General features: G+C 45.2%; 20 protein-coding genes and 1 tRNA gene. 10 read left to right on the forward strand and 11 right to left on the reverse strand.

Annotation, left to right across the window (positions count from 1 at the left end; all coding sequences use genetic code 11):
• Positions 1-271: 271 nt before the first annotated feature.
• Complete coding sequence (locus LJ707_RS12155; protein WP_228951277.1) at positions 272-922, reverse strand: metal-dependent transcriptional regulator; 651 nt, start codon at positions 920-922, stop codon at positions 272-274.
• A 118-nt stretch (positions 923-1040) separates the two neighbouring features.
• On the opposite strand from LJ707_RS12155, the gene LJ707_RS12160 reads away from it, so the two are divergent.
• The 3 genes from LJ707_RS12160 to LJ707_RS12170 all read left to right on the forward strand — a co-directional run bounded on the left by LJ707_RS12160 (position 1041) and on the right by LJ707_RS12170 (position 6622).
• A complete protein-coding gene (locus tag LJ707_RS12160; RefSeq protein WP_228951278.1) occupies positions 1041-3494 on the forward strand; it encodes a TonB-dependent receptor in 2454 nt (817 codons plus the stop codon).
• Between the two features lie 250 nt (positions 3495-3744).
• Positions 3745-4269, forward strand: a complete 525-nt coding sequence (locus LJ707_RS12165; protein ID WP_228951279.1) for a protease — start codon at positions 3745-3747, stop codon at positions 4267-4269.
• 106 nt (positions 4270-4375) lie between these two features.
• Positions 4376-6622, forward strand: a complete 2247-nt coding sequence (locus LJ707_RS12170) for a Tex family protein (RefSeq protein ID WP_228951282.1) — start codon at positions 4376-4378, stop codon at positions 6620-6622.
• Between the two features lie 4 nt (positions 6623-6626).
• Here LJ707_RS12170 and LJ707_RS12175 read toward each other — a convergent pair whose 3' ends face one another.
• The gene (locus tag LJ707_RS12175) at positions 6627-7103 is read right to left on the reverse strand and encodes an Lrp/AsnC ligand binding domain-containing protein (protein ID WP_228951284.1); all 477 of its coding nucleotides are present in this window, start codon (positions 7101-7103) and stop codon (positions 6627-6629) included.
• Positions 7104-7255: 152 nt separating this feature from the next.
• Here LJ707_RS12175 and LJ707_RS12180 point away from each other — a divergent pair.
• Positions 7256-7367 (forward strand) — tRNA-Asp (locus LJ707_RS12180).
• Between the two features lie 238 nt (positions 7368-7605).
• On the opposite strand, the gene LJ707_RS12185 is transcribed toward LJ707_RS12180, so the two are convergent.
• The 4 genes from LJ707_RS12185 to LJ707_RS12200 form a co-directional block, all read right to left on the reverse strand.
• Positions 7606-8625 (reverse strand): LLM class flavin-dependent oxidoreductase, encoded by a 1020-nt coding sequence (locus LJ707_RS12185; RefSeq protein ID WP_228951286.1) that lies wholly within the window; start codon positions 8623-8625, stop codon positions 7606-7608.
• A gap of 124 nt (positions 8626-8749) precedes the next feature.
• A complete protein-coding gene (locus LJ707_RS12190; RefSeq protein ID WP_228951288.1) occupies positions 8750-9310 on the reverse strand; it encodes a hypothetical protein in 561 nt (186 codons plus the stop codon).
• Between the two features lie 91 nt (positions 9311-9401).
• On the reverse strand, positions 9402-9623 hold the full coding sequence (locus LJ707_RS12195; RefSeq protein WP_228951291.1) for a zinc ribbon domain-containing protein YjdM: 222 nt from the start codon (positions 9621-9623) through the stop codon (positions 9402-9404).
• Positions 9624-9700: 77 nt separating this feature from the next.
• Positions 9701-10684 (reverse strand): pyruvate dehydrogenase complex E1 component subunit beta, encoded by a 984-nt coding sequence (locus tag LJ707_RS12200; protein ID WP_228951293.1) that lies wholly within the window; start codon positions 10682-10684, stop codon positions 9701-9703.
• Positions 10685-10893: 209 nt separating this feature from the next.
• Between LJ707_RS12200 and LJ707_RS12205 the strand changes: the two genes are divergently transcribed.
• A complete protein-coding gene (locus tag LJ707_RS12205; RefSeq protein WP_228951294.1) occupies positions 10894-12777 on the forward strand; it encodes a DUF4153 domain-containing protein in 1884 nt (627 codons plus the stop codon).
• 137 nt (positions 12778-12914) lie between these two features.
• On the opposite strand, the gene LJ707_RS12210 is transcribed toward LJ707_RS12205, so the two are convergent.
• Positions 12915-14567 (reverse strand): S8 family serine peptidase, encoded by a 1653-nt coding sequence (locus LJ707_RS12210; RefSeq protein WP_228951295.1) that lies wholly within the window; start codon positions 14565-14567, stop codon positions 12915-12917.
• Between the two features lie 419 nt (positions 14568-14986).
• Between LJ707_RS12210 and LJ707_RS12215 the strand changes: the two genes are divergently transcribed.
• Positions 14987-16390, forward strand: coding sequence for a lipopolysaccharide assembly protein LapB (locus LJ707_RS12215; protein WP_228951296.1), 1404 nt, complete (start codon positions 14987-14989; stop codon positions 16388-16390).
• Positions 16391-16447: 57 nt separating this feature from the next.
• Here the strand turns inward: LJ707_RS12215 and LJ707_RS12220 are convergent, their stop codons facing one another.
• The 3 genes from LJ707_RS12220 to LJ707_RS12230 are packed head-to-tail and all read right to left on the reverse strand — an operon-like array spanning position 16448 to position 18747.
• A complete protein-coding gene (locus tag LJ707_RS12220) occupies positions 16448-17440 on the reverse strand; it encodes an MBL fold metallo-hydrolase (protein WP_228951297.1) in 993 nt (330 codons plus the stop codon).
• A gap of 45 nt (positions 17441-17485) precedes the next feature.
• Positions 17486-18319, reverse strand: coding sequence for a S9 family peptidase (locus LJ707_RS12225; protein WP_228951300.1), 834 nt, complete (start codon positions 18317-18319; stop codon positions 17486-17488).
• Positions 18320-18336: 17 nt separating this feature from the next.
• Complete coding sequence (locus tag LJ707_RS12230; protein WP_228951302.1) at positions 18337-18747, reverse strand: DoxX family protein; 411 nt, start codon at positions 18745-18747, stop codon at positions 18337-18339.
• Positions 18748-19048: 301 nt separating this feature from the next.
• Here LJ707_RS12230 and hemA point away from each other — a divergent pair, with 301 nt between their 5' ends.
• Positions 19049-20275, forward strand: coding sequence for a glutamyl-tRNA reductase (hemA, locus tag LJ707_RS12235; RefSeq protein ID WP_228951305.1), 1227 nt, complete (start codon positions 19049-19051; stop codon positions 20273-20275).
• A 5-nt stretch (positions 20276-20280) separates the two neighbouring features.
• Here the strand turns inward: hemA and LJ707_RS12240 are convergent, their stop codons facing one another.
• Positions 20281-20769, reverse strand: a complete 489-nt coding sequence (locus tag LJ707_RS12240) for a hypothetical protein (RefSeq protein WP_228951307.1) — start codon at positions 20767-20769, stop codon at positions 20281-20283.
• Positions 20770-20847: 78 nt separating this feature from the next.
• On the opposite strand from LJ707_RS12240, the gene LJ707_RS12245 reads away from it, so the two are divergent.
• The 3 genes from LJ707_RS12245 (at position 20848) to hemB (ending at position 24434) form a co-directional block, all read left to right on the forward strand.
• Positions 20848-21678: a redoxin family protein gene (locus LJ707_RS12245; RefSeq protein ID WP_228951308.1), complete on the forward strand. Its 831-nt coding sequence runs from the start codon at positions 20848-20850 to the stop codon at positions 21676-21678.
• A gap of 107 nt (positions 21679-21785) precedes the next feature.
• The gene (hemC, locus tag LJ707_RS12250) at positions 21786-23369 is read left to right on the forward strand and encodes a hydroxymethylbilane synthase (protein ID WP_228951311.1); all 1584 of its coding nucleotides are present in this window, start codon (positions 21786-21788) and stop codon (positions 23367-23369) included.
• Between the two features lie 93 nt (positions 23370-23462).
• Positions 23463-24434: a porphobilinogen synthase gene (hemB, locus tag LJ707_RS12255; RefSeq protein ID WP_228951313.1), complete on the forward strand. Its 972-nt coding sequence runs from the start codon at positions 23463-23465 to the stop codon at positions 24432-24434.
• The last annotated feature ends 251 nt before the right edge of the window (positions 24435-24685 follow it).

The following is a 24685-nucleotide window of genomic DNA, read 5'->3' on the forward strand; positions in this document are numbered from 1 at the left end:
AATTACTGCGGCTTTCTTTGTTTAAAACATATTGTATATTAGCTTATGCAATCATCAGTTATTAAAAAGCTAATAGTTCCGGTTATTATATTTTGTAGTATGTTGGTGCTCAATATTGTCAATATTATAGATGGTGTTGAACATCACAAAATGTGGAAAGTAATTATTGCTTCAATAGCGGCAGTACTTTTCGTTATTTCATTAACCGTATTAGTTATCAGGGCTATTAAGCTAAGCAGGGAACAATCAGCCTGAACCAGCCTGTAATCATCTATTCCACCAAAATATTCTCGCCAAATTTTTGCGATACGGTGGTATGATCCTTTCCGTTAATGCTGATCACCAACGAATTATCAAAAGTTATTTTTTCTACAAGTTGTATTTGTGTGCCAATACCTATGTTGAGTTTAAGCAGGTATTGCAAAAATGCGCTGCTGGTATCTCGCACGGCAGCCACGCGGCAGGTGCTGCCGGTTTTCATGGCGGCAAGGGTAACCGAATAGGGTTTGGCCATTTTGCCGTTAGCCTTGGGTATCGGGTCGCCATGCGGGTCATACTCCGGGAAACCCAGGAATTTGTCTAACCGGTCGGCCAGGGTATCATTATTAATATGCTCCAGCTCCTCGGCAATGTCATGTATCTCATCCCAGTGGTAGCCTAATTTTTCAAGCAAAAATACTTCCCAAAGGCGGTGGCGGCGCACTATAAGTACCGCATCTTTTTGCCCCTGCTGAGTTAGTTCCACGCCTTTTTTCTTGTCGTATTCTATCAGTTGCTTTTCGCTAAGCTTGCGTATCATATCTACCACAGATGCCGGGTTATTGCCCAGTGACTCGGCTATGGCTGTGGGCGTTATTTTGCCCTCATCCTGCGATAGGCGGTAAATAGCCTTTAAATAATTTTCTTCTGATAGTGTATACATCCTTAAAACAACAAGTACACAAACATAGTTAATAGTTTAAATAAATAAAATTAGTCTTGACTAATTATATTTATGTTATTTATTGAATTTAATATTTATGTTTGTGCAAAATAAATATATGAGATACACTTTATTGTTTTTTATGCTGATAGTTGTGCCTGTTATAGTTATGGCGCAAACAGGTGAAATAAAAGGCCGTGTAACTGCCGATACCGTTGGCTTGCCTTATGCATCTGTAAGTGTTGCCGGTACCAAATCAGGTACCCGGGCTGATGCCAATGGTTATTTTGAACTGAAAGGCATCCCGGCAGGTAACCGCAGCATAAATTTTTCGAGTGTAACTTTTGAGAGTAAGCGTATCAGCGTAAATATTGTTGGCGGGGAGCAGCAAACCATCAACATAAATCTTAAACCGCTTGATACCAAACTAAACGAGGTGGTGGTAACAGGTGTGTCGCGTGCTACGCAGTTGCGAAAAAATCCGGTGCCGGTGGCGGTACTGTCAAAAAGCACGCTGGAGCGGCAGGTAAGCACCAATATTATTGAGAGCATAGTAAAAGGGGTGCCCGGTGTTAACGCGGTAACTACAGGACCGAACATATCCAAACCGTTCATCCGCGGATTGGGCTATAACCGGGTGCTTACCCTGTATGATGGTATACGCCAGGAAGGGCAGCAATGGGGCGATGAACATGGTATTGAAATAGATGCGGACGGTTTAGGCCGGGTAGAAGTGGTTAAAGGTCCGGCGAGCCTGACTTATGGGTCTGACGCGCTGGCGGGTGTGATCAACATGATCCCGTACATTCAGCCGGATAGCACCGGTTTCAGGGGCGATGTTACCACCGAATATCATAACAACAACGGCATGGCCGCTACTTCGTTAGGGTTGGCATACAGCAAAAACGATTGGAAGTACAGCGTGCGCGGCACCTACAAAATGGCGCACGATTACCGCAACCAAACCGACGGCTATGTGTATAACAGCGGCTTTCGCGAACTGAACTTTACCGGCATTGCCCGTACCGATAAAAAATGGGGTTATACCCAGATAGCCGCCACCCTGTACCACAATTTGCAGGAGATACCCGATGGTAGCCGTGATTCGCTTACCCGCAGGTTTACCAAACAGGTGGCCGCGAATGACGATATCAAGAACCGTCCGCTGGTTACTGATGATGAATTGCGTACGTATGCCATTGCGCCATTGCATCAAAACATAAAGCATTACCGGGTGTATTCGCAAAGCCAATTCAAGGTAGGCGAGGGGAGCATCAACGCGCTGGTGGGTGTGCAGCAAAACATAAGGCAGGAGTACACGCACCCTACAGCGTTAAAACAAGCCGCGCTGGATATTGTACTGAACACATTGAACTACGAAGCCCGCTATAATATGCCGGTATTTGCGGGTATCGAGAGCACCATAGGTGCTAATGGCTTTTACCAAACCAACCGCAATAAAAACGCTACTGATTTCCCGATACCTGATTATAATTTGTTTGATATAGGCACTTACATTTTTGCCAAAAAAAGCTGGGGTAAGGTTGATGTTTCGGGCGGATTGCGGTATGATAACCGCCACATTAAGTGGAACGATTTTTACGTAGGAATTGACAAGCAAACCGGATTCGGTAAAAAAGAACAAGCAAATGCTCCTGGTGCACAATTGCAATTCCCGGAGTTTGATAAAAACTACACCGGTTTTTCCGGAAGTTTAGGCTTAACCTATAACATAACCGAACGATTGCTGATAAAAGCCAATGTGGCACGGGGCTATCGTGCGCCAAACATTACCGAGATTGGCTCCAACGGGCTCGACCCGGGGGCGCACATCGTGTACCTGGGTAACCGCACGTTTAAGCCGGAGTTCAGCCTGCAGCAGGATGTTGGCTTTATTGCTTACCTGCGCCATATGGATATTATGGCCGAGCTTTTTAATAACAACATCGATAATTATATATACCAGGCTCGTTTAACCGACGCTAACGGCAACCCGGTGGTAATTGTTGAGGGTAACAGCACGTATCAATACCAGCAATCAAAAGCGCGGTTGTATGGTGCCGAGTTCACCCTCAACCTGCATCCCGAAGGATTAAAATGGCTGAGCTTTAACAATAGCCTCTCCTACGTGCGCGGGATCAATAAAAACGAGGCGCTGATAGAACAATCAAACGGCGCCGCCAAGAACCTGCCATTTATACCGCCGCTGCATGTGCGCTCGCAACTGCGCTTTAAGCTGGATGCTGAATATGGTGCATTCTCCAAAATTTACGCGGGTGTTGAGGCTGACATCTACTCGGCACAAAATAAATTTTACGCCCTTGATAATACCGAAACCTATACCCCCGGCTACACACTTATTAATTTAAGCGCGGGCACCACCATCAAAACCACATCCGACAAAAAATACCTCGAACTTTTTTTTCAGGCTGACAATGTATTTGATAAGGTATATCAATCCAATCTTAACCGTTTAAAATACTTCGAGTATTACCAATCATCACCTAACGGCAGGCTGGGTATCTATAACATGGGCCGCAATTTAAGTGTAAAAGCGATATGGCATTTTTAGCGAAGCTTACTCCAGTCCCTCTTTTCGCTTGCGAAGAGAGGGATGTCAAGCGTAGCGATGACAGGGTGAGTTATTTTAGTGAATGTTGGAGTCGTATTTTGATGATATGGTTAAATAATATTCGCCGGTGAATTAACCTTTCAGTATTTTATCTGTCAAACTTAAACCCTGAGATTTAAAAATTACTCATCAGCGTTTAATATTTAGATTTTAGAAATTAGTGTTTAGATTTTAGCATTTTTGCCTTTATATGAAAAACTACAAAATATTATTATCTGCCGCGGCGCTGGCACTGGCATCATGCAGTGTAAGCAACAATAGTTCAAACAACGGCGATTCAACCGCCAGCAGTATCGATTCAACTACCCAAAATCAGGATGCACCAAAAACAATATATGCTACTATGCAAATTGCCGATACTGTAAAGATTGGCCAGCCGGTGAACCTGAAATTTACAGTTTACAACCCTGCTGATACCGCATCAAAATTTCTGAAATGGCATACCCCGTTCGAGCCGCCTTTAAGCAAATATGTTGATATTAAGGGAGAAGACGGGCAGGAAGCCAACTACAAAGGCGCTATGGCTAAACGTATGATGCCGCCACCTGCCGACAGCTACATTAATGTTGCCCCTGGCGACAGCACTTCTGCTACAGCCGACCTGTCAAAATCATACGCTATTGAAAAACCGGGTAAATACACCGTGGTATACAACAGCACAGGCGTAAGCGGCCTAACCGTTAAGGATAGCGTGAGCTTTGTGTACGTAAAATAAAACTGATAATGTTTATATGATGAGCCTCCCTGAAATTTTTAGGGAGGCTTTTTCTTTGATAATTGCCTAAAGAAACCCAACTTCGCAGTCCGAAAAAATGATGCTTATGGTAACCCATTTCAAAAAAATTGCCGCCGAACTTGCTGTTGCCGAAAAACAGGTAAGCGCAACCGCTAACCTGCTGGACGAAGGCGCTACCGTGCCCTTTATATCGCGCTACCGTAAGGAACTGACAGGCAGTTTGGATGAGGTGCAGGTAGCCGCCGTGCGCGACCGCCTGCAGCAACTGCGCGATCTGGATAAGCGTCGGGAAGCCATCCTGAAATCATTGGCTGATATGGGTAAACTAACACCGGAGCTGGAGGCTAAGATCAATGAGGCTGAAACGATGGTATCGTTAGAGGATATCTACCTGCCGTATCGCCCTAAGCGTAAAACACGTGCTACCACCGCCCGCGAAAAGGGTTTACAGCCTTTGGCCGATGCCCTGCTTCAGCAAAACAGGTTTGATGTGGATGCCGAAGCTGAAAAATATATCGATACCGAAAAAGGCGTTGCCGATGTTAACGAAGCCCTTGCCGGTGCACGTGATATTATTGCCGAGTACATTAGCGAACATGCCGATACTCGCACCAAAATGCGTGAACTGTTCATCGAAAAAGGCACCATACAAAGCAAGGTGGTTGACGGTAAGGAGCAGGAAGGTATTAAGTATAAAGATTATTTTGATTGGAGCGAAGCGGTAAAAACCGCGCCATCGCACCGTATACTGGCCATGCGCCGCGGCGAAAAGGAGGAAGTACTTTGGCTTGATATTAAACCGGCAGATGATGAAGCGACCGGTTTATTAGAGAAGGTGTTTATAAAAGGCAATAACCCCGCATCGCAACAGGTACAGTTAGCTTTGCTGGATAGTTATAAACGCCTGCTCAAACCATCGATGGAAACCGAGGTGCGCCTGTTCACAAAAAAGAAGGCTGATGAAGAGGCCATCCGCGTATTTGCCGAGAATGCCCGCCAGTTGTTGCTGAGCGCTCCGCTTGGGCAAAAACGTGTTATGGCTATCGACCCTGGTTTCCGTACCGGCTGCAAGGTGGTTTGTTTGGATGAACAGGGCAAACTGCTCGAAAACGCCACCATATACCCGCACACCGGTGCAGGCAACGTTAAGGAAGCCGAGAAAACGGTTAAGTACTTAACAGATCAATACCAAATACAGGCCATAGCCATAGGCAACGGCACCGCCGGGCGCGAAACCGAAGTTTTTGTACGTGGATTGAATTTAGCGGATGTTACCATCGTGATGGTGAACGAAAGCGGCGCTTCGATCTACTCCGCGTCAGATGTTGCCCGTGAGGAATTTCCGGATAAGGATGTTACCGTACGTGGCGCGGTATCTATCGGTCGCAGGCTGATGGATCCCTTGGCCGAGCTGGTAAAGATCGATCCGAAATCAATAGGCGTAGGCCAATACCAGCACGATGTGGATCAAAATAAATTGCAAACCTCGCTGGATGATACAGTGATCAGTTGCGTAAACGCCGTTGGTGTAGAGTTGAACACGGCTTCAAAGCAGATACTGGCTTATATATCAGGCCTCGGGCCGCAGTTAGCACAAAATATTGTTACCTATCGTGATCAGAACGGCGCTTTTAAACGCCGTGACGAACTGCGTAAGGTTGCCCGCCTTGGTGATAAAGCCTATGAGCAGGCCGCTGGCTTTTTACGCATCCGCGATGCCGCGAACCCGCTTGATGCCAGTGCCGTACATCCCGAGCGTTATCAATTAGTAGAACAAATGGCTAAGGATCATAATTGCTCTGTAAAAGAATTAATGACCGAAGATAAGCTGCGCAAAAGCATCAGCCTGCAAAAATATGTGTCGGACACGGTAGGCCTGCCCACCCTGAACGATATTATGGCCGAGCTGGCTAAACCGGGTCGCGACCCGCGTGAGCAGTTTGAGGCCTTTAGCTTTACCGATGGTGTTAATGCCATCAGCGACCTGAAAGTGGGCATGAAACTACCGGGCATCGTAACCAACATCACCAACTTTGGTGCTTTTGTGGATATTGGCGTACACCAGGATGGCCTGGTGCACCTGAGCCAGATCACCAACCGTTTTATTAAAGATCCGAACGAGGTATTAAAGGTACATCAAAAGGTGGAGGTGCGGGTTACTGAGGTTGATGTTAACCGCAAACGCATCTCGCTATCAATGAAGGATGACGAAAAACCTGCCGCACATCGTCGTAACGATAACAACAGGGGGGCATCCACCCAAAAAAGTAAGCCACACCCGGAAACGGATATGGCTGCTAAGCTGGCTGCTTTAAAAAGTAAGTTCAAGTAAAAAATTATTCCAGTGTTATTTGGCGTTTAATGCTTTCCTCGAGTGAAATGAATGTTTCGGTACGCTGAATGCCGCTTACGCTTTGTATATGCTCGTTCAGCACTTCGCGCAGGTGATTGGTATCGTGGCATACAATTTTGGCAAAAATGCTCCAGCTACCGGTGGTATAATGCAGTTCAACAATCTCGTTGATCTTTTTTAACTGTGCTACTGCCTCCTGGTATTGCGAGCCTTTTTCAAGATAGATACCCAAAAAAGCGGTTATGTCATACCCGAGTTTTTGAGGATCAACCTCAAGGCTCGCGCCCTTGATCACGCCCATCTCCTCAAGCTTTTTCATACGTACGTGTATGGTACCGCCTGATACGATCAACTCTTTAGCGATCTCGGTATACGGGGTAGTTGCATTTTTCATCAGGATTGATAATATCTGAATATCCAGATTATCAATTTCTAAATTTTGGGCTTTTCTGTGGGGCATAAATTAGAAAATCTATATTTTAATACAAGTTTAATTAAAACTTGCATAAAAATAAAATTATTTTGTTGAAATATTTGCAAGAATTTAATAACTCCTTTAAATTTGTATTAAGCAAATGAGAAATGCTTAACGTTCTTTTTTAACAAAAATACTGTTGGGTGGTGAAATTTTTGGCAGACACACCTCCTTGTCCCGGTGGCGGAGATCATAGGAAACCCGAAGCGGGCTAACTACTCTGTGGAGGTTCGAATCCTTCCCCAACAGCATCCGATGGCTCGGATAAATACTGTAGGATGGTGAAATTTTGGCAGACACACCTCCTTGTCCCGGTGGCGGAGAACCTGGGAAACTCTTAGCAATAAGAATAACCACTCCGTGGAGGTTCGACTCCTTCTCCTACAGCTCTTCTCATAATTTAGGTTTATAATTGGTTAGTAAAGGCCCCTGCCCATCAGGGGCTTTGCTTTTTTATAAGGTTTTTGAGTCAAAAACTTATTAAGAACTACCTCTTCTCCAGCCCAAACACCTCCGCCAGTAATTCATACGATCTCAATCTGTCCTTAAAATCCTCACAAATGGTTACCGCTATTATTTCGTTTACCTGGTATTCTTCGGCCAGGGCGGTAAGTTTTTGTTTGAGCTCATCGGGCTTGCCGGTAATTATACGCTTGCTATGGTGAATAAGCCTGTCCACCTCGGGTTGGCTGTACACAAAATCCTTTACATCATCATACGTTAGCGGACCAATAGGACCGCCACGCTCAAACTGTAAAAAGCGGTGCTCCATTACCGCACGGTGTTGCATAAGCTTTTCTTCATCTTCTGAGCAAAAAACAAACAGCGCTACGTTAGCCTGCGGCTCAGGCATATCCTCTGATGGCTGAAAGCGCTCGCGGTAGAGCTGTACAGCCGCTGCGCCGCCATTAGGGTTAATGAAGTGGGCGTATGATAACCCCATGCCAAAATGAGCCGCAAACAAGCCGCTTTGCCCGCTGGAGCTTAGCAGCCACATGCCCGGCACGGTTTGTACCTGTGGTATAGCCCGTATCTTAGCTTTGATGGTGCCCGGTTCGCCTCGGTCATGAAAATAGTCCACCAGATCGGCAAGCTGTTCAATAAAATCCTGTTCCCTGAATTGGTTAGATGGGTTGAGTATGCCTGCGGTAATACGGTCGGTGCCCGGCGCACGGCCCATCCCCAGGTCTATACGGCCGGGAAACAGGGCTTCCAGCATCCTGAAATTCTCTGCAACCTTCAGCGTACTGTGGTTAGGCATCATAATACCACCCGAGCCAATGCGCAGATGTTTGGTTACGCCTGCCAGGTGGGCTATCAACACTTCGGGTGTTGAGCCGGCCAGTATGCCGGTGTTATGATGTTCGGACACCCAAAAGCGGTGGTAGCCCAGTTTATCAGTAAGTTGTGCAAGTGCTATAGTTTCCTGAACGGCCTGCACGGCAGTAGCGCCTTTGCGCACCGGCGATTGGTCAAGAACGCTAAGTGTTAATTTATTTGTACCCATGATTACTTTTCGTGGTGCAAAAATAAACCCGTAATGCGTTTGGATTTGATCATTACAGCGTTTATGGCATTCAGATTACGCTGTGCTATATAATGTTGATGTTATCAGCATTGCTGAAGCTGCATCAATCAGCATGCCTTTTGTAATAGCCGAGGCCTAATGTAGCTCCTAAACCAACGTGGCTGTATTTTGAAATATTGCCGAATAATTTTAGGCCAACTGCGCCGCCAATGCTATATCGTGCCTTTTTTTTCCTGAACCAGTTTATATTGATCTCCCACGGAAAACCGATGTAACGGCTGTTATGGTTAATTGCATCTTGGGATGTATATGATAACTGGTTCCTTTTATTAAATGATGTACCTATTGATGCACTCATGTTATTGATGCTTTGGCCATACAATATGCCAAACTCATCATAATCAGGAGAGTAAGTTACCGGCGGCGTGGTGTAAAGATGTTCGCCTTGCGTTGCATGTAGCGCTTTTATAGTAAAGATGTGCTGGTTGTATTGATAGTTAAGTTCAGCACCTAAATTAAGCCCATGGTTACCGGCGCCAAAAAGGGTGTTAAAAAAAATGACGGGGTTGCTTTTTATAGCCGTGTCCCGCATAGGGGCTTTGAAGGATTTTGCACTGTTTTGGGCATATGCACCAGTAGCTGTAAGCAGAAGAAATAGCAGCAATGTTTTGATTATAATAAAGGTTAAGTACCTCAATATATGAAAAACTAATTACTTAAAGCAAAACGCCCGGTTTTGTGCCGGGCGTTCTCGTTTATCTCTTTTTTACAAATGCGGTTTTGAGTACAATGCTCATACCTTCTATCCGGCAATCAATTTCCTCCGGGTCATCGGTGAGGCGTATCTTTTTTACCAGGGTGCCTTGTTTAAGGGTGGTGTTACCGCCTTTTACCTTGAGGCTCTTGATAAGGGTAACCGAGTCGCCATCATTAAGCTGATTGCCGTTGCTGTCTTTTACTATTACTTTATCGTCCATTATTAAATAGGTGGTTAAAAAAATAAGCCTGCTTAAAAAGCAGGCTTAAAAATTGTATTTAGTTTGGTTTGGAGGTCTTATTTGGTAACATACATTACCTGTTTAACCGCCTTAACCACTCTGTCGGCATTTGGCAGGTACTCCTGTATCAGGGTAGGAGCGTACGGCAGGGGCACATCGCCACCCATAATACGTTGAATAGGCGCGTCTAAGTAATCAAACGCATCTTTTTGTACTTTAAAAGCAACCTCGGTAGCAATTGAACCTAATGGCCAGCTTTCTTCAACAATCACCAAACGGTTAGTTTTTTTAACCGACTCGATAACGGTTGCGTAATCAATAGGGCGAACGGTGCGCAGATCGATCACCTCGGCGTTGATGCCTTCTTTAGCCAGTTCTTCGGCAGCGGCGTTAACCACTTTCATTATTTTACCAAAACCAACCAGGGTAACATCAGTGCCTTCTTTAACCACTTTTGCTTTACCTATTTCAATGTAGTAGGTTTCTTCAGGCACTTCGCCTTTGTCGCCGTACATTAATTCAGATTCCATAAAGATAACCGGGTCCGGATCAAGGATGGCTGATTTTAGCAAACCTTTAGCATCGTAAGGGTTTGACGGTACAACCACTTTTAAGCCCGGGCAGTTGGCATACCAGTTTTCAAAACATTGGCTGTGCTGTGAGCTAAGCATACCCGCGTTACCGGTTGGGCCACGGAAAACGATAGGCACAGAGAACTGGCCACCGCTCATGCTCATCATTTTAGCTGCTGCGTTGATCACCTGGTCAATAGCTACAAGCGAGAAGTTGAACGTCATGAACTCGATGATCGGTTTTAAACCATTCATGGCCGAGCCGATACCGATACCCGCAAAACCCAATTCAGAGATAGGCGTATCAATAACGCGTTTCGCGCCAAATTCATCAAGCATACCCTGGCTTACTTTGTAGGCACCGTTATATTCGGCAACCTCTTCGCCCATCAGGTATATTTTATCGTCATTGCGCATTTCTTCCTGCATTGCCTCGCGAAGCGCTTCTCTGAATTGTATTTCTCTCATTGTACTTTGAAAAATGATTTTTTACGGACGCAAATATAATCGATAATGTTTGAAATACAACCTGTGGCGTGGTTCCAATTTTATTTTACAGGTTTGTTACAATAGTGAGCGGTAAACAGTTTTCGGATTGCAGTAGCCCGGGTGCAGACTTGTTTTTTTAAACCGTATTTAAACAAATTGCTACATTAGCCATTATAAACTTTATCAGCATGAAATTTCCATCGGTTAAAAACCTGGCCGAAAGCGCCGCCAAAACCGCAAAGCGCTTTCCGTTTGAATTGTTTTTCGCGCTCACGGCAACCATCGCCACTACTGTAAATATCGAGTTAAATGATATTGCCCGCAATGCCGAAAGCTGGTGCCTGCGCCTTACCATGATGGGTAACCTGGGTTTGCTGCTCAACCTGTCGGCAACCCTATACGCCGAAGCAAAGGGATTAACCAAGGCCCGAAAGCTGATTTTAAGCGTAATAGCCTCGGGTGTAGCCATAGCTATATTGTTCGTGATAAATCCTGCCGAGCGCGAATCCGACTATACCCGTTTCTTTTTACTGAGCCTGGCATTTCACCTCATGGTAGCTTATGCCGGCTTTACCGCTAAAGGGCATATTCAGGGCTTTTGGCAGTTCAATAAAACCCTGTTTCTGCGGTTTTTAACATCGGCGCTTTATTGCGTGGTATTAGGCCTGGGTATTTCGGCAGCTATCGGAGCGGTCAATTATCTTTTCGGGGTTGAATTTGAGTTTGATACTTACCGGATTATATGGACATGGATCGTGTTCATGTTCGGCACCATTTTCTTTTTATCGGGCGTGCCTGTGGGTTTGCAGGCGTTAGATCAGGATGTAAGCTATCCTAAAGGTTTAAAAGTATTTACCCAATATGTGCTTATACCGCTGGCAACCATCTATGTGGCCATACTGTTGGCTTACGAGGTTAAAATAATAACTCAATGGAACCTGCCCAAAGGTAATGTAGGCTACCTGATTATGGGTTACTCGGTATTCGGCATCCTTTCGCTGTTACTGGTTTATCCTATACGTGAGCAAGCCGAAAACAAGTGGCTCAAAACATACGCCCGCAGCTTTTACTTTTTGATGCTACCTTTGCTGGTACTGCTTTTTGTAGCCATTGGTGCAAGGGTATTTAAGTATGGTATTACCGAGTTTAGGTACTTTTTAATAACGCTGGCATGCTGGCTGCTGTTCATCACCATATACTTTTTGCTGTTTAAAAAGCAGAACATTAAGCTGATACCGATAACGTTGAGCATCCTTGCCCTGCTATCGGTTTACGGGCCGCAAAGCGCGTACTCGGTGTCTGAATTTTCTCAGCGAAGCATCCTTGCCAATATCATGAAGCGTAATAACAGTTATAGCGATGGCCGGTTCATTCCTGTTAAAAAAATAAGCAAGCAGGATGGCAACCGTGCAGTAGCGGTGCTGGAATACCTGGTAAACCGGCATGACCTTACTTCGCTGCAACCTTATTTTAAAGCAGACCTGCAAGCGGTAAGTGACTCAATAGGCAAGCGGAAAAGCAAATGGAATACAGGCTTTATTGTGAACCGGTACGAATTGCGGATGAACAAATTAACCTGGGTAAAAAAACAGTTAAATCTTAATAAATTCAGCGGCAGATATTATGATGGTGACATTGTAGAAGTTAATTTGCCATTTGTGAATTATAATTTTACGAATATAGATGAAGTGCTGGCATTAAAAGGATATGATTATATAGTTGATGTGAATGCTTATACCGATACTGCCGGTGTAATATCAAGGGGATCGGATTTAACCATCAAACAACAATCTAAAGCTTATAAGTATTCAATATGGATTAATAATGAACTGATTACTTTTGATCCGAATGAGTTGATCACTACATTGACTGCCAGGTACCCTAAAAAAGATGATGAGGGAGCTGATACAAATATTGAAGCGGTTACCATCCCGGCATCATTATTAACACTTACGGAGCAGTCAAAAAGTTTTGAAGTAAAACTGGTGTTGAGCCGATTGAGCTACAGTTATGAAAATAAAAAGATAACCCGAATTGATCTGAGCGGCACTTACCTCATTAAGCGCAAATAAAAAAAGGAAGGCCTGGAATTACCGGGGCCTTCCCTTTTTTTATTTGCGATGTTCATTAGTCATTAGGCAGTTGTCATTAGTATTTCATTCAATGACTAATGACTAATGACTAATGATCTCAATGCCTAATGTCTGAATTATTTTCTTTCACCTTTCAAGGTCGCAGCTATCTCTAACGCTTTTTTAGCATTAACAATGCCGCCTGTTTTTGATAGGGTGGTAAAGTCAACCTTATCTGTTTTGCTGCCCGGTTTTAAAACCATGGTGCCGTTAAGCGGCGCTGCCGATTGCAGGATAACCTGTTTCAATTGCTTTGCGCTTAGTTTTGGATAATATTCAAGTACCAATGCCGCAACACCTGCTGTAATTGGCGAGGCAAAGCTGGTGCCATCGGCGGTGTTAAACTCGGCATCCTTATCAACCGATGTTACTTTTACACCCGGCGCGAATACGTCAACATTCTTTTTACCATAGTTGCTGAATGATCCGGCCAGTTCCTGGTCGTTCTTCGCGGCCGATGCACCCACCACAATCACATTATCCATATCGGTAACCGAGCCATCCTCAAAAGTATCATTCGGAAATTGTGGCTTGGCATCAACATCCTGGTTATCGTTACCTGCGGCCTGCACTAATAATACATCCTTTGATGCCGCGTATTTAAAGGCATCATCAACCCATTTTTTATGTGGCGACAGCTTTTTGCCAAAACTCATGTTGATGATCTGCGCGCCATTATCTACCGCGTAACGTATGGCTTTGGCTATATCCTTATCATACTCATCACCATTAGGTACGGCTTTAATACCCATAATGCGCACATTATCGGCAACGCCATCAATACCGTAGCCGTTGTTGCGTACAGCACCTATTAAACCGGCAACACCTGTACCGTGCGATGCGTCAGGAAATTTAACGATGTTGCTGCCATAAGGCTTGGTATCCCAAATATCCGGGTTGTCTCCCACTATTTTTTGGCGTGAGGTAAGGTCGGGGTTAAGGTCGTTGTTCAGTTTAGTGAGGTATTCACTCAGTTCTTTAATAACACCCGCGGCATCGTCATCGCCGCCCTGCTGGGTAAATATTGATTGCCATATGGCTTTGCTCTGCATAATGGTATCATTAGCGGAGGTGATCTTCTCCAGGTCGCCTTTTTTAAATGAACCATCGGAGTTGAGTTTCAATTCACGTTTAAGGTAGCCGCTGGTAGCCATCAGTACATTCAATACCGGCGATAGCTGTTCGGTTTCGGTTTTTGCCTTGGCTACGGTGGTATCATGCGTAGCTTTTACCTGTTGCCAGTAGGCAAATTCTTTTTTGTTGGTTGCAGTAGCTTCGGTAAGGCCGGCATATTTGGGTTTAAGGCGATTATACTCACGCACCTCTTCGGTAGTTTCGGTATAATCGGCTTTGCCGCCCGGGCCGCCTAAAAAGTTCCAGCCGTGCACATCGTCAATATAACCGTTCTTGTCGTCGTCCTTTCCGTTGGCGGCTTTTTCCTTCGGGTTTGTCCAAAGTATGGGCTGCAGATCCTTTTGCGCGGTATCAATACCACTGTCAATAGTAGCAACCACTACGGTTTTGCTTTTTTTACCTTTTACAAGTTCATAAGCAGGCGTAAGGCTTATGCCAAAAAAACCATCGCTTTTCAGGTCGAGCAGGTGCCAGTTTTTGGGTAATTCAGCGGCGGGAGCCGGTGGAGTTGCAGGTGTTTGCGCGTATGTAGCAAGGTTTAGCAATAAAGCGCCAGCCAGCAGCGGTGCGGCTATCGTTCGTTTTATATTAAGCATGAATAAATGATTGTTTTAATATTTATTATATGATGTAAGTTATTTGTATGATGAATGCCGGTTGTTGGCCGGTGTTAATTTGTCAGATCGGTCATGGTATATGTACGTGTACTAAAATTATAGTTTTTGTCGTTTATATGTAAATCGTCAACGTAATAACAGTAAGGTTGCGTATTATGTTGTACCTTTATCAAAGGTAATTTTTTAATCCGATTTCGATCAGCAACCCTCCTTCGCATTCGTACCCATTGATATTTGTTTATTATCAGGTAGTTACAACCGAAAGGTGTTAGCTAATGTTCGGATGTGGAAAACTTAATTATCCTGACGATAATTATAGTTATTAAATTGAACGCAAATAAGCCTTCAGGCAATTAAAATTGCTTTGTAAGCGAGATGTTCTGCAAACAAAATAGTGAATGGAAGAAGAATTTGAATTTGGTTTTACTGAGGATCCCAAGTTCTCGGTAGAACGTTACGAAGAGATGATTCGTAACCACGACCAGTACTTTTTTGATGCCCAGGCGTTTGAGAACATTATCGACTACTACATCGAGAAGAACGACCCGCCGAAAGCATTACAGGTAGTGGAGTATGCCCGTAACCAGCATCCGTTTGCCGCTGTATTTTTAGTAAAGCAGGCGCAATTGTTAATGGTTACAAACCGTGCGAGTGATGCTTTTGAAGCTCTTGAAAAAGCCGCCATGCTCGAAGCGTCTGACCCGGATATCTACATTATCCGCGGTAACTTGTACGAGAGCATGGAGCGCTATACCGAAGCCCTTGAGAATTACGAAAAAGCCCTTGAACTGGCCGACGATACCGACGAGGTATTGCTGCATATGGCCTACGTTCATCAAAACATGGGCGATTATGAACAGGCCGTGGTGTACCTTAAACGCTGCCTTGAGCAGAATATGGAGAACCAGGATGCCCTGTACGAACTGGCATTTTGCTATGACGTGCTTGATAATCAGGCCGAAAGTGTACAGTTTTATCAGCAATATATTGATAATGAGCCATACAGCTATGCCGCATGGTATAACCTCGGCAATGCCTTTACCAAACTGGGTTTGTTTGAAAAGGCCATAGACGCCTATGATTATGCCATCCTCATCAAGGACAGCTTCGCGTCAGCCTACTTTAACAAAGGTAACGCGCTGGTTAACCTCGAGAAATATGCTGAGGCCATTGAAGTGTACCGCCAGACTTTTGAGTATGAGCAGCCTAATGCCGACACTTATTGCGCTATTGGCGAATGCTACGAAAAGCTGGAGCAAATGGATGATGCCCGTGCCTTCTATAAAAAATCGGTTAAGATGGACCCCAAGCTGGCCGATGCCTGGTTTGGTATCGGGGTAACGCTCGATTTTGAGGAACGTTATTTTGAGGCGCTGCATTTTTATAAAAAAGCGCTTGATCTCGACCTGTCAAACGCCGACTACTGGTTTGCTATTGCTGATGCCGAGTATAAGCTGGGCCATATACCAGAGGCTGAAAAGGCTTATGAAAAAGTAGTTGAACTTAACCCGGTTGATGTAGATGCCTGGTTGGATTATTCATCCATACTATATGAGCAGGAAAAACTGGGCGAGGCCATAGAGGTGATGACACAGGCCATCAAAAATAACCCCGACGCGGCAGAGTTATATTACCGTATGGTGGCTTATCTTTTTGCCAAAGGCGATTACAATGAGGCGCTAAACCAACTGGAAATGGCGCTTACTACTGATCCTGAAAAACATTATATCCTGTTTGATTATTTGCCTCAGTTGCAAAAAAACAAGGTAATCATTGACATCATCAGCAGGTATACAAGATAGTTTTTTGATTAATGCTTTATTTTTTCAGCGGCCGGATAACCCGGCCGCTGTTTTTTTTTATATGCTCATGTAAGGTTTCCACCAGTTAGATACCTCATTCGCTTCAACATCTGTAGGTGTGCCCGGCGAAGGCATAAACAGGCTGATGCCTTTTTGCGCGGCAAAGTCAAGCACCTTTTCGGCAGGCTCGTACCAGGCATGAGGGGCAAGGTTAAACGTACCCCAGTGTATAGGTAGCATTATTTTACCTTTTAAGGCTAAATGCGCGTTGGTAGCATTGTCAGGCCCCATATGTATATCGGGCCAGTGTTTGCCATAGGCGCCAACCTCAAGCATGGTCAAATCAAACGGACCAAACGCGTCGCCAATATCTTTAAAGCTTGGGGATGGCCCCGAATCGGCACCAAAATAAATATTATGCTGCGGCCCTTTTATCACGAATGACGACCATAAGGTTTCATCGCGGTTAAACAAGCCCCTGCCCGAAAAGTGCCTGGCCGGGGCAGCGGTTATGGTCAGGTTATCCAGTTGGGTGCTGTCGCCCCAATTAAGTTCGGTAAAAGTTTTAACGCCCCATTTGCGCAGGTATTGGCCTACACCCAATGAACATATGAACGGAATATTTTTGGTTGCCAGGTATTTGATGGTGTGCTCATCCAGGTGGTCATAATGATCGTGCGAACTGATCACGGCATCAATATGCGGCAGTTGGTTTAGTGCAAGCGGGGCATCAAAAAAGCGCTTAGGCCCTATACTTTGCGAAAATGATACCCGCTGGCTCCAAACCGGGTCGGTAAGCAGGCGTTTGCCGTCAATCTCAATAATAATGCTCGAGTGGCCTATCCAGGTAATACGCAGGCCGGTTGCAGGTGGCGTATTGTAAACGCCGGCATCGGTAGTAAACGGGCCCAGCTTTTTAAGTGGTACATTCTCCTGTTTATTATTGATGTATTCGCGCAGTATTGACGGCATTTTACCAAAGCCCGCGGCATCGGTAGGGATAATGTTGACAAATTTTTTGCCCTGTTTTTTAGCGGGTTGTATGCCCATAGTTGTGGTGTGTTTTTGTACAGGGCTAATATGGCGTTTTACAATTCAATCGTTTTGTAAAAAAGTAATGCATTTGTCGCAAAACTGCTGCAATACAGCGGGTAACTGTTTATCGGTATACGGATGCCTGCCGCCAAACACATGGTCGCCGCCTGGAATAATATATAGCTCGGCATTTGGCTGCGCGGCATGCAATTCCTGCGCGTGCGATAGCGGTACGGTCGGGTCTGCATCGCCATGGGCAATAAGCCAGGGCCGCGCGATCTCCGTAGCGCGAACAATGATGTTTAACCGTTCAGGGTTTTTATCCAGGTCATCAAGCAGGGTCGACTTAACCGGCATTTGCTGCCCCGTGCGCTGGTTCGGGAAGTGCATTACACCCATCAGCTTCCATTGCTTTTCGGCCTGGCGCGGCCACAGGTTTCTAAAGGTGGCCACCGCGGCCATGGTAATCAGCTTTTTTATGCGCGAATCTTCAGCCGTTTGTATAATGCTTACGCCGCCGCCCATGCTGTGCCCAATTAAATAAACCTGGTCGGTACGTTTAAAGGCAGCGCCGCTGGCCGCAAAATCCAATACGTGTTTCAGGTCATCTAATTCAATTGAAAATGTGTTCTCGCTAAAACTGGTCAGGTCGGCAAACTCGGTAGGTTCATCAGCCGTGGTACCGTTATGCGAAAAGTTGAACTTTAAAAAACGGAAACCCTGTTGCGCAAAATACCGGGCAATAAGGTTATGAGTGCCCCAATCCTTAAAACCCTTAAAGCCATGCGCGAAGATGACGAGCGGGGCATCCCGCTTTTCGGTATCCACGGTAATATCAAGAGCTATGGGGCGGCCTTTAGCGCCTGGAGTAACAAAGTTTTCCTGTACGATCATTATAATAATTACTGTAATTAGCTAACCTGTTTGTTACCGTTTTGTTTAATCAGGCTTTGGTTTGCTGTGCCGCACCACCAGGCCCATGCTATCAGTAAGGGTTGTAATATTATTAACCTTACCCAGGCCAGCAGCGGGGTAACGTTAAGGGAGCCCAATTGCAGCGGCGCGTTAGCAACCATGCTGATGTGCACGGGTAAAAAAGCGATCAGCATCAGTATAATACCATATGCTGAAAACCTACGGGTACTTGCCGGAATAAGCAGCGCGGCAAAAAATATTTCAAATATGCCTGCCAGTAAATTCAATATTTCGGGAAAGGGCAGGTAAGGCGGTATAATTTTTATGTATGATGCCGGGCTGATAAAATGGTTAATACCTGCCAGCGCATAGCCAATGATCATGAGTATAAGCGCCGCCTTTTTCATGGGTTAATTTTTTATTTGTATATGATAACTGCCTTACAGCTAAGTTGCTTTTAAATAATAATACGTACAGGCAACCTCAAAGCTTTTTTACAGGTAATTGTTTATAGGGTAACTGATAAGTAATAAATGCAAAATATTGTTTTGTGTTGTTGCGTGTGCGGGTCGAAAAATGTTTATTTGCAGCCCCGTAATCAATAGATGAATGTTATTTATATACATTCTAAATACGGCTGTTTGACAAAGTGTTGACATAAGGGGTATTTATTCCTGTTATTTTTGTTGGGTTAAATTTAAAACTGCTTTGAAGTATTTAAAGGTTATAGCTTTTACGCACAAACAGATCGAGCTGAAGGAGTTGGGGAAATTGGTGATTTGCCAGGAGGATCTGACCGTTAAACTTCAAAGGGTTAAGGTTGAGTTCGGTATTTCCGAATTGTTTTACCTGGCTACCTGTAACCGTGTGGTATTTGTTATGGCCACTTCGCAAAATGTGGACAGGCCTTTTGCCGAAAAATTTATCGGTTCGCTTGAGATGGGCTTGTGCTCACACTATATGGGTACCTTTATGGATGCCGCCGTTATTTATGAAGGTAAGGATGCACTGAACCATTTGCTGCGCACCTCATGCTCGTTAGAAAGTTTAGTGGTAGGCGAAAAGGAAATTTTAGCCCAGATACGTAAAGCATATGAGCAAGGCAGGGAAGGTGGCCTAACCGGGGATTACCTGCGAATGGTGATGAACTGTGTGGTTAAAACAGCTAAAGAGGTTTACACCCATACCAATATCTCTAAAAACCCTATCTCGGTAGTATCCCTGGCTTACCGTAAACTAAAGGATCTTAAACTTTGCTCAAACGCCCGCGTACTTATCATCGGCGCCGGCGAAACCAACCGCAACATCAGCAAATATCTTCAAAAACATAAATTCAGCAACTTTGTGGTATTTAACCGCACCGTAGCTAATGCCCGGCAGTTAGCTGCTGATTTGGGTGGCGAAGCTTACGGGCTTGAGGAGCTTGCCAACTATAAAAACGGGTTTGATGTAATTATAACCTGTACATCGGCAACATTGCCAATAATTACCCCGGAGCTGTACGCCTCATTACTAAACGGCGAAACAGGCCGCAAGACTGTTGTTGACCTTGCCGTACCTAATGATACCGCTCCCGAAGTATTGGAGCAGTTTCCGGTTAACTTTATCGAGGTGCACTCGCTTAATGAGGTAGCCAAACGCAACCTGCAGGAGCGTTACCAGGAGTTGGTACACGCTGAGGCTATTATTGTTGATAATATGGCCGAGTTTAGCCTGCAGCTTAAACAGCGCCGTGTAGAGATAGCCATGCGCCAGGTGCCTGAAAAGATTAAGGAAATACGCAGCACCGCCTTAAATACCGTTTTTGTTGATGAGGTTCAAGGCCTTGATCAGCAATCGCGCGAGGTACTTGAAAAGGTGATCAGCTATATGGAAAAGAAATATATCAGCGTACCCATGATTATGGCGAAGGATATATTGATTAACGGTAACTAAGCCGTTTAGCGTGCAGCCTTTGTAAGGTTGCCCTGTCTGTCAAAATACAATACATATTTATTAAGTAAAGCGGCCCCGCTGCTGTCGGTCACTGTAAAGTGGTGTTCTATTTTATAGCCTATAAATTGTGGCTTTACCTTTTTAATAATACCTGCCTGTAGTTTCCTGAATCCGGCTTGTTTCCTTTCATAATACCCGCTCTCCTTCCGCTCGTTAAACAATTTAAAGTTTTCGCCCATTTCCTGGAAACGCAGGGCTTCGATCTGCATAATAGAATCTTCAAGGCGTATGTAAGCACTATCGTTACGGTATGACAGGATGATGCTGTCCGGTCCGTCAAAACCAAGTGGTTTATATCCCGGTGTATCGGCAAGGTTTTTTGCGGCCCATTGTTTTGCGTTGGCATTTGCTGTTGCAACAGTATGGTCGTTAATTTTTTTACCGGTACATGCCGATGTAAAAAGGCCGATTATAAGGCAGTATAGTGGGCGCATAGTTGCAATATAACGTTTAAAGTAATTATTAGCATGTAACAAGTTGTGCTTTAATATGGTAAATATTTAATTTGCAGTATGATAAGGTCAAAGCTTTTTTGGACTGCGGCAATCATGCTGGCTGTTATTCCTTTGTTATGTATCGATATTGCCGAGCACCGCCTGGCTTGGGAGAAGGATGTACGGGAGGAGATGATTAACGTAGTTCAAAATGTATATGAACTTAGCCGCGAGCAAAAAGCGCACATTCTGGATAATATTCTTGAACGTAACCACACGCTTAATATGCTTATCTATTTAAAAAGCTTTTTGGTATTAGCGTTATTAATAGGGGGAGTATGGTTACTTATAAAATACAAACGCCAAAGCGGTAAAATAGCTAAGCCGCTGGTTTTCACCTTGGTTTTAATGGTATTATTCACGGGTGCAAAATTCGGCATAGCCTTAACGCTTAATCCTCAAAATCAAAAGATAAAATTTATAAGTATTGATGATCGCGAAACAGATATTAATAACGTAATAACCCAAAACTTTAAGGGTAAGGTAGTTTACATTGATTTTTGGGGAACAACCTGCGGGCCATGCCTGGCCGAATTCAGGGATTTTACAAAACCTTTGAAGGAAAAGTACCGGCAATCAGGTAAAATAGGCTATCTGTACATCTCTCAGGGTAATGAGTATTTATGGCGAAAGCAGGTTGCCAAATATGATGTAGAGGGTACTCATCTTTTTTTAAGCGGTGAACAATACGATAAGCTGTACCATAATGCTGTGCAAAACAAGTTGGCGCAAATAGCAATGCCAACCTATGTTATTGTAAATGCGCAAGGGGAAATAGTTGAAACCGATGCCAAACGGCCGAGTGATAGTAAAGCCTTGTTTGCCCAGTTAGATAAATATCTGCAATAACAGTATCTATAGTGTTAGCTTGTAAGGCTTTCGGTCACTTCAATTTCATATCGTTAATTATTAAATAAACCAAAGCACTAAAAAGCTAAATTTGTGGTCGCTAATACATGATCTCTTTGGATAGAACACTCATTATAGGAACCCGCGGAAGTGACCTCGCGCTATGGCAGGCCAATTTTGTTAAGGACAGTTTGGCGGCTATCAATATCAGGGCCGAATTAAAGATCATCAAAACACAGGGCGACCGTATCCTGAATTTAAGTTTTGATAAGCTGGAAGGTAAAGGCTTTTTTACCAAGGAGTTGGAAGAAGAGCTGCTTGCCGGCACCATTGACCTGGCCGTACATTCACATAAAGATCTGCCTACTGAGAACCCTCCGGGGCTGATAATAGCGGCGGTATCTGAACGTGAGGATCCTGCCGAACTGCTGCTTATATTAAAGGATTGTGTGGATGTGCGCCAAAAGATGTCGGTTAAATACGGCGCTATTGTGGGTACATCGTCCAACAGGCGAAAGGCGCAATTGCTGGCCGTTCGCCCCGATTTGGAAATTGAGGATCTGCGCGGCAACGTACCTACTCGTATTGGTAAGCTGCGCGATGAAGATTACGATGCCATTATGCTGGCCAAGGCGGGTGTTGCCCGTTTAGGTTTGGATTTGAGCGAGTTTTATGTAGAGGAATTAACACCTACCGAATTGATACCCGCGCCCGCGCAAGGTGCGCTGGCTATCCAGATAAGAGAGAACGACGCGGAGCTATTTGAGGCGCTGCAAGCCCTCAACCATGCCGATGTTGCCGAAGAACTGGCGGTAGAGCGTAACGTACTCAAGCTTTTTGGTGGTGGTTGCCACCTGCCTTTAGGCTGCTATTGCCGCAAGGATGAAGATAAATTCCAGGTGTTTACCTCAAAAGCCGATACCGGTGAGGGCTTCCCCGACCGCCTATTTATAGAGGCTGATACCACCGAAGGCCTGGCTGAAAAGGTAGTAGCCAGGTTTGGTGCCGAACGTAAGCATCCGGCTAAAGTGTTCATCTCTCGCGAGGTAAGCGAGAATAGTTATTTCCGCAAAGCATTATCAAAAAACAATATTGAGATCGAGGCCCGTTCGCTGATACGTACCGTAGCGGTGATCACCAAGCTCGATCCGTTTATATTGCGCAATACCGACTGGGTGTTTTTTACCAGCAAAAACGCGGTTGAATACTTTTTTAAGCTCGAGCCGCAATTACCTAAAAAAGTAAAGTTCGGCGTAATGGGCAGTGGCTCTGAAGATGCACTGCGCCGCCACGGCTACTTTGCCGAATTTACCGGCGAAGGTAATGATACTGCCGATGTTGCCGCTGAATTTGCCAAACTGGCCAATGGCACAACGGTAACCTTCCCGGGTGCGGCAAGCCCGATGAGGAGCATTCACCAGGGTTTATCGGCCGATACCAAGATCATCGACCTGCCGGTTTATGAAACCGTGCTGGAAGAAGATGTTGAGGCAAGCTCGGCAGATGTGGTGATATTTACCAGCCCATCAAACGTTGATGCCTATTTTGCTGATAACCTGCTTGATCCGCATCAAAAAGTGATTGCCATAGGTAAATCAACCGGAAAGAAATTTGAAGAAATGGGTGTACGCTACACGCTACCCTTCTCGCCAGACGAGGTAGGATTGGCTGAAGCGGTGTTTGGGATTTGAAGCCCCCCGGCCCCCTAAAGGGGGAGTAGGAGTGGGTATATATATAATTATAACTATTGAAAAACTTCCCCTTTAGGGGGATGGGGGGCTGTAATGCTACAACGACCAAGAAGAAACAGGAAAAGCGAGGCGATACGCCAGATGATACAGGAAACGCATGTGAGCGCGGCCAACCTTGTCTTTCCGTTGTTTATTATTGAGGGTAATAACCAGAAGAGCGAAGTAGCCTCTATGCCGGGCATCTACAGGTATTCAATTGATAACCTGCTGCGCGAGGTAGAAAGCTGCATGAAGCTGGGTTTAACATCGTTTGATCTGTTCCCGAATATTGAGGAAGCGCTGAAAGATAAATACGCTACTGAAAGCCACCGCGAGGGTAGTTTATACCTGCGCGCTATCAGCAAGGTGAAAAAGGAATTCCCGGAAGCTTGCGTAATTACCGACGTGGCTATGGACCCATACAGCAGCGACGGCCATGATGGTATTGTGGAGAATGGTGAGATCCTGAACGATGAAACGCTGGAGATATTAGGCAAAATGGCCCTGGCACATGCCCAAAGCGGTGCCGATATCATTGCCCCTTCGGATATGATGGACGGCCGTGTGGGTTATATACGCCAGGTGCTGGATGAAAATGGGTTCAAGCACGTGAGCATCATGTCATATTCGGCAAAATATGCCAGTGCTTTTTACGGACCGTTCAGGGATGCCCTGAACTCTGCGCCAAAGTTTGGCGACAAAAAAGGCTACCAAATGAATCCCGCCAATCAGCGAGAGGCATTGATCGAGGCCCGCTTGGACGAAGCCGAAGGTGCCGACTTCCTGATGGTTAAACCGGCATTGCCCTACCTTGATGTGATCAAGTTGTTAAAAGATAGCACCGAGCTGCCGATAGCGGCCTACAACGTAAGCGGCGAATACGCCATGATTAAAGCCGCCATACAAAACGGCTGGCTTAACGAACAGCGTGCCATTACCGAGGTGCTGATGAGCATCCGCCGGGCAGGCGCTACCGCCATTTTAACCTACCACGCCAAAGAGGTGTTGGAGAATAAGTGGCTGTAGGCTGTCACCCTGAGCATGTCGAAGGGTGCGTGCAAGGGGGAATAGCCAGGCGGCGAATGCTTCGACAAGCTCAGCATGACAGCAGTAATAAAGCCTGTCACTAAGAGGAATAAATAAGGCCTTGTCACCCTGAGCATGTCGAAGGGTGCGAGAGAGGGGTAATAACAAAGCGGCGAGTGCTTCGGCAAGCTCAGCATGACAGGAATAATAAAGCCGTCATTGCTTCGTACCTCGCAATGACGGGATGGGTA

The sequence above is a fragment of the Mucilaginibacter sp. UR6-1 genome (assembly GCF_020880975.1).
Taxonomy (GTDB): domain Bacteria; phylum Bacteroidota; class Bacteroidia; order Sphingobacteriales; family Sphingobacteriaceae; genus Mucilaginibacter.

Bases quoted from the DNA above. Each gene is read 5' to 3' on its own strand.
- LJ707_RS12245 (WP_228951308.1), top strand. From the start codon at position 20,848: ATGATAAGGTCAAAGCTTTTTTGGACTGCGGCAATCATGCTGGCTGTT.
- LJ707_RS12170 (WP_228951282.1), top strand. From the start codon at position 4,376: ATGGTAACCCATTTCAAAAAAATTGCCGCCGAACTTGCTGTTGCCGAA.
- hemB (WP_228951313.1), top strand. From the start codon at position 23,463: ATGCTACAACGACCAAGAAGAAACAGGAAAAGCGAGGCGATACGCCAG.
- LJ707_RS12205 (WP_228951294.1), top strand. From the start codon at position 10,894: ATGAAATTTCCATCGGTTAAAAACCTGGCCGAAAGCGCCGCCAAAACC.
- hemC (WP_228951311.1), top strand. From the start codon at position 21,786: ATGATCTCTTTGGATAGAACACTCATTATAGGAACCCGCGGAAGTGAC.
- LJ707_RS12220 (WP_228951297.1), bottom strand. From the start codon at position 17,440: ATGGGCATACAACCCGCTAAAAAACAGGGCAAAAAATTTGTCAACATT.
- LJ707_RS12240 (WP_228951307.1), bottom strand. From the start codon at position 20,769: ATGCGCCCACTATACTGCCTTATAATCGGCCTTTTTACATCGGCATGT.
- LJ707_RS12195 (WP_228951291.1), bottom strand. From the start codon at position 9,623: ATGGACGATAAAGTAATAGTAAAAGACAGCAACGGCAATCAGCTTAAT.
- LJ707_RS12200 (WP_228951293.1), bottom strand. From the start codon at position 10,684: ATGAGAGAAATACAATTCAGAGAAGCGCTTCGCGAGGCAATGCAGGAA.
- LJ707_RS12225 (WP_228951300.1), bottom strand. From the start codon at position 18,319: ATGATCGTACAGGAAAACTTTGTTACTCCAGGCGCTAAAGGCCGCCCC.
- LJ707_RS12230 (WP_228951302.1), bottom strand. From the start codon at position 18,747: ATGAAAAAGGCGGCGCTTATACTCATGATCATTGGCTATGCGCTGGCA.
- LJ707_RS12175 (WP_228951284.1), bottom strand. From the start codon at position 7,103: ATGCCCCACAGAAAAGCCCAAAATTTAGAAATTGATAATCTGGATATT.
- LJ707_RS12210 (WP_228951295.1), bottom strand. From the start codon at position 14,567: ATGCTTAATATAAAACGAACGATAGCCGCACCGCTGCTGGCTGGCGCT.
- LJ707_RS12160 (WP_228951278.1), top strand. From the start codon at position 1,041: ATGAGATACACTTTATTGTTTTTTATGCTGATAGTTGTGCCTGTTATA.
- LJ707_RS12155 (WP_228951277.1), bottom strand. From the start codon at position 922: ATGTATACACTATCAGAAGAAAATTATTTAAAGGCTATTTACCGCCTA.
- LJ707_RS12165 (WP_228951279.1), top strand. From the start codon at position 3,745: ATGAAAAACTACAAAATATTATTATCTGCCGCGGCGCTGGCACTGGCA.
- LJ707_RS12215 (WP_228951296.1), top strand. From the start codon at position 14,987: ATGGAAGAAGAATTTGAATTTGGTTTTACTGAGGATCCCAAGTTCTCG.
- LJ707_RS12185 (WP_228951286.1), bottom strand. From the start codon at position 8,625: ATGGGTACAAATAAATTAACACTTAGCGTTCTTGACCAATCGCCGGTG.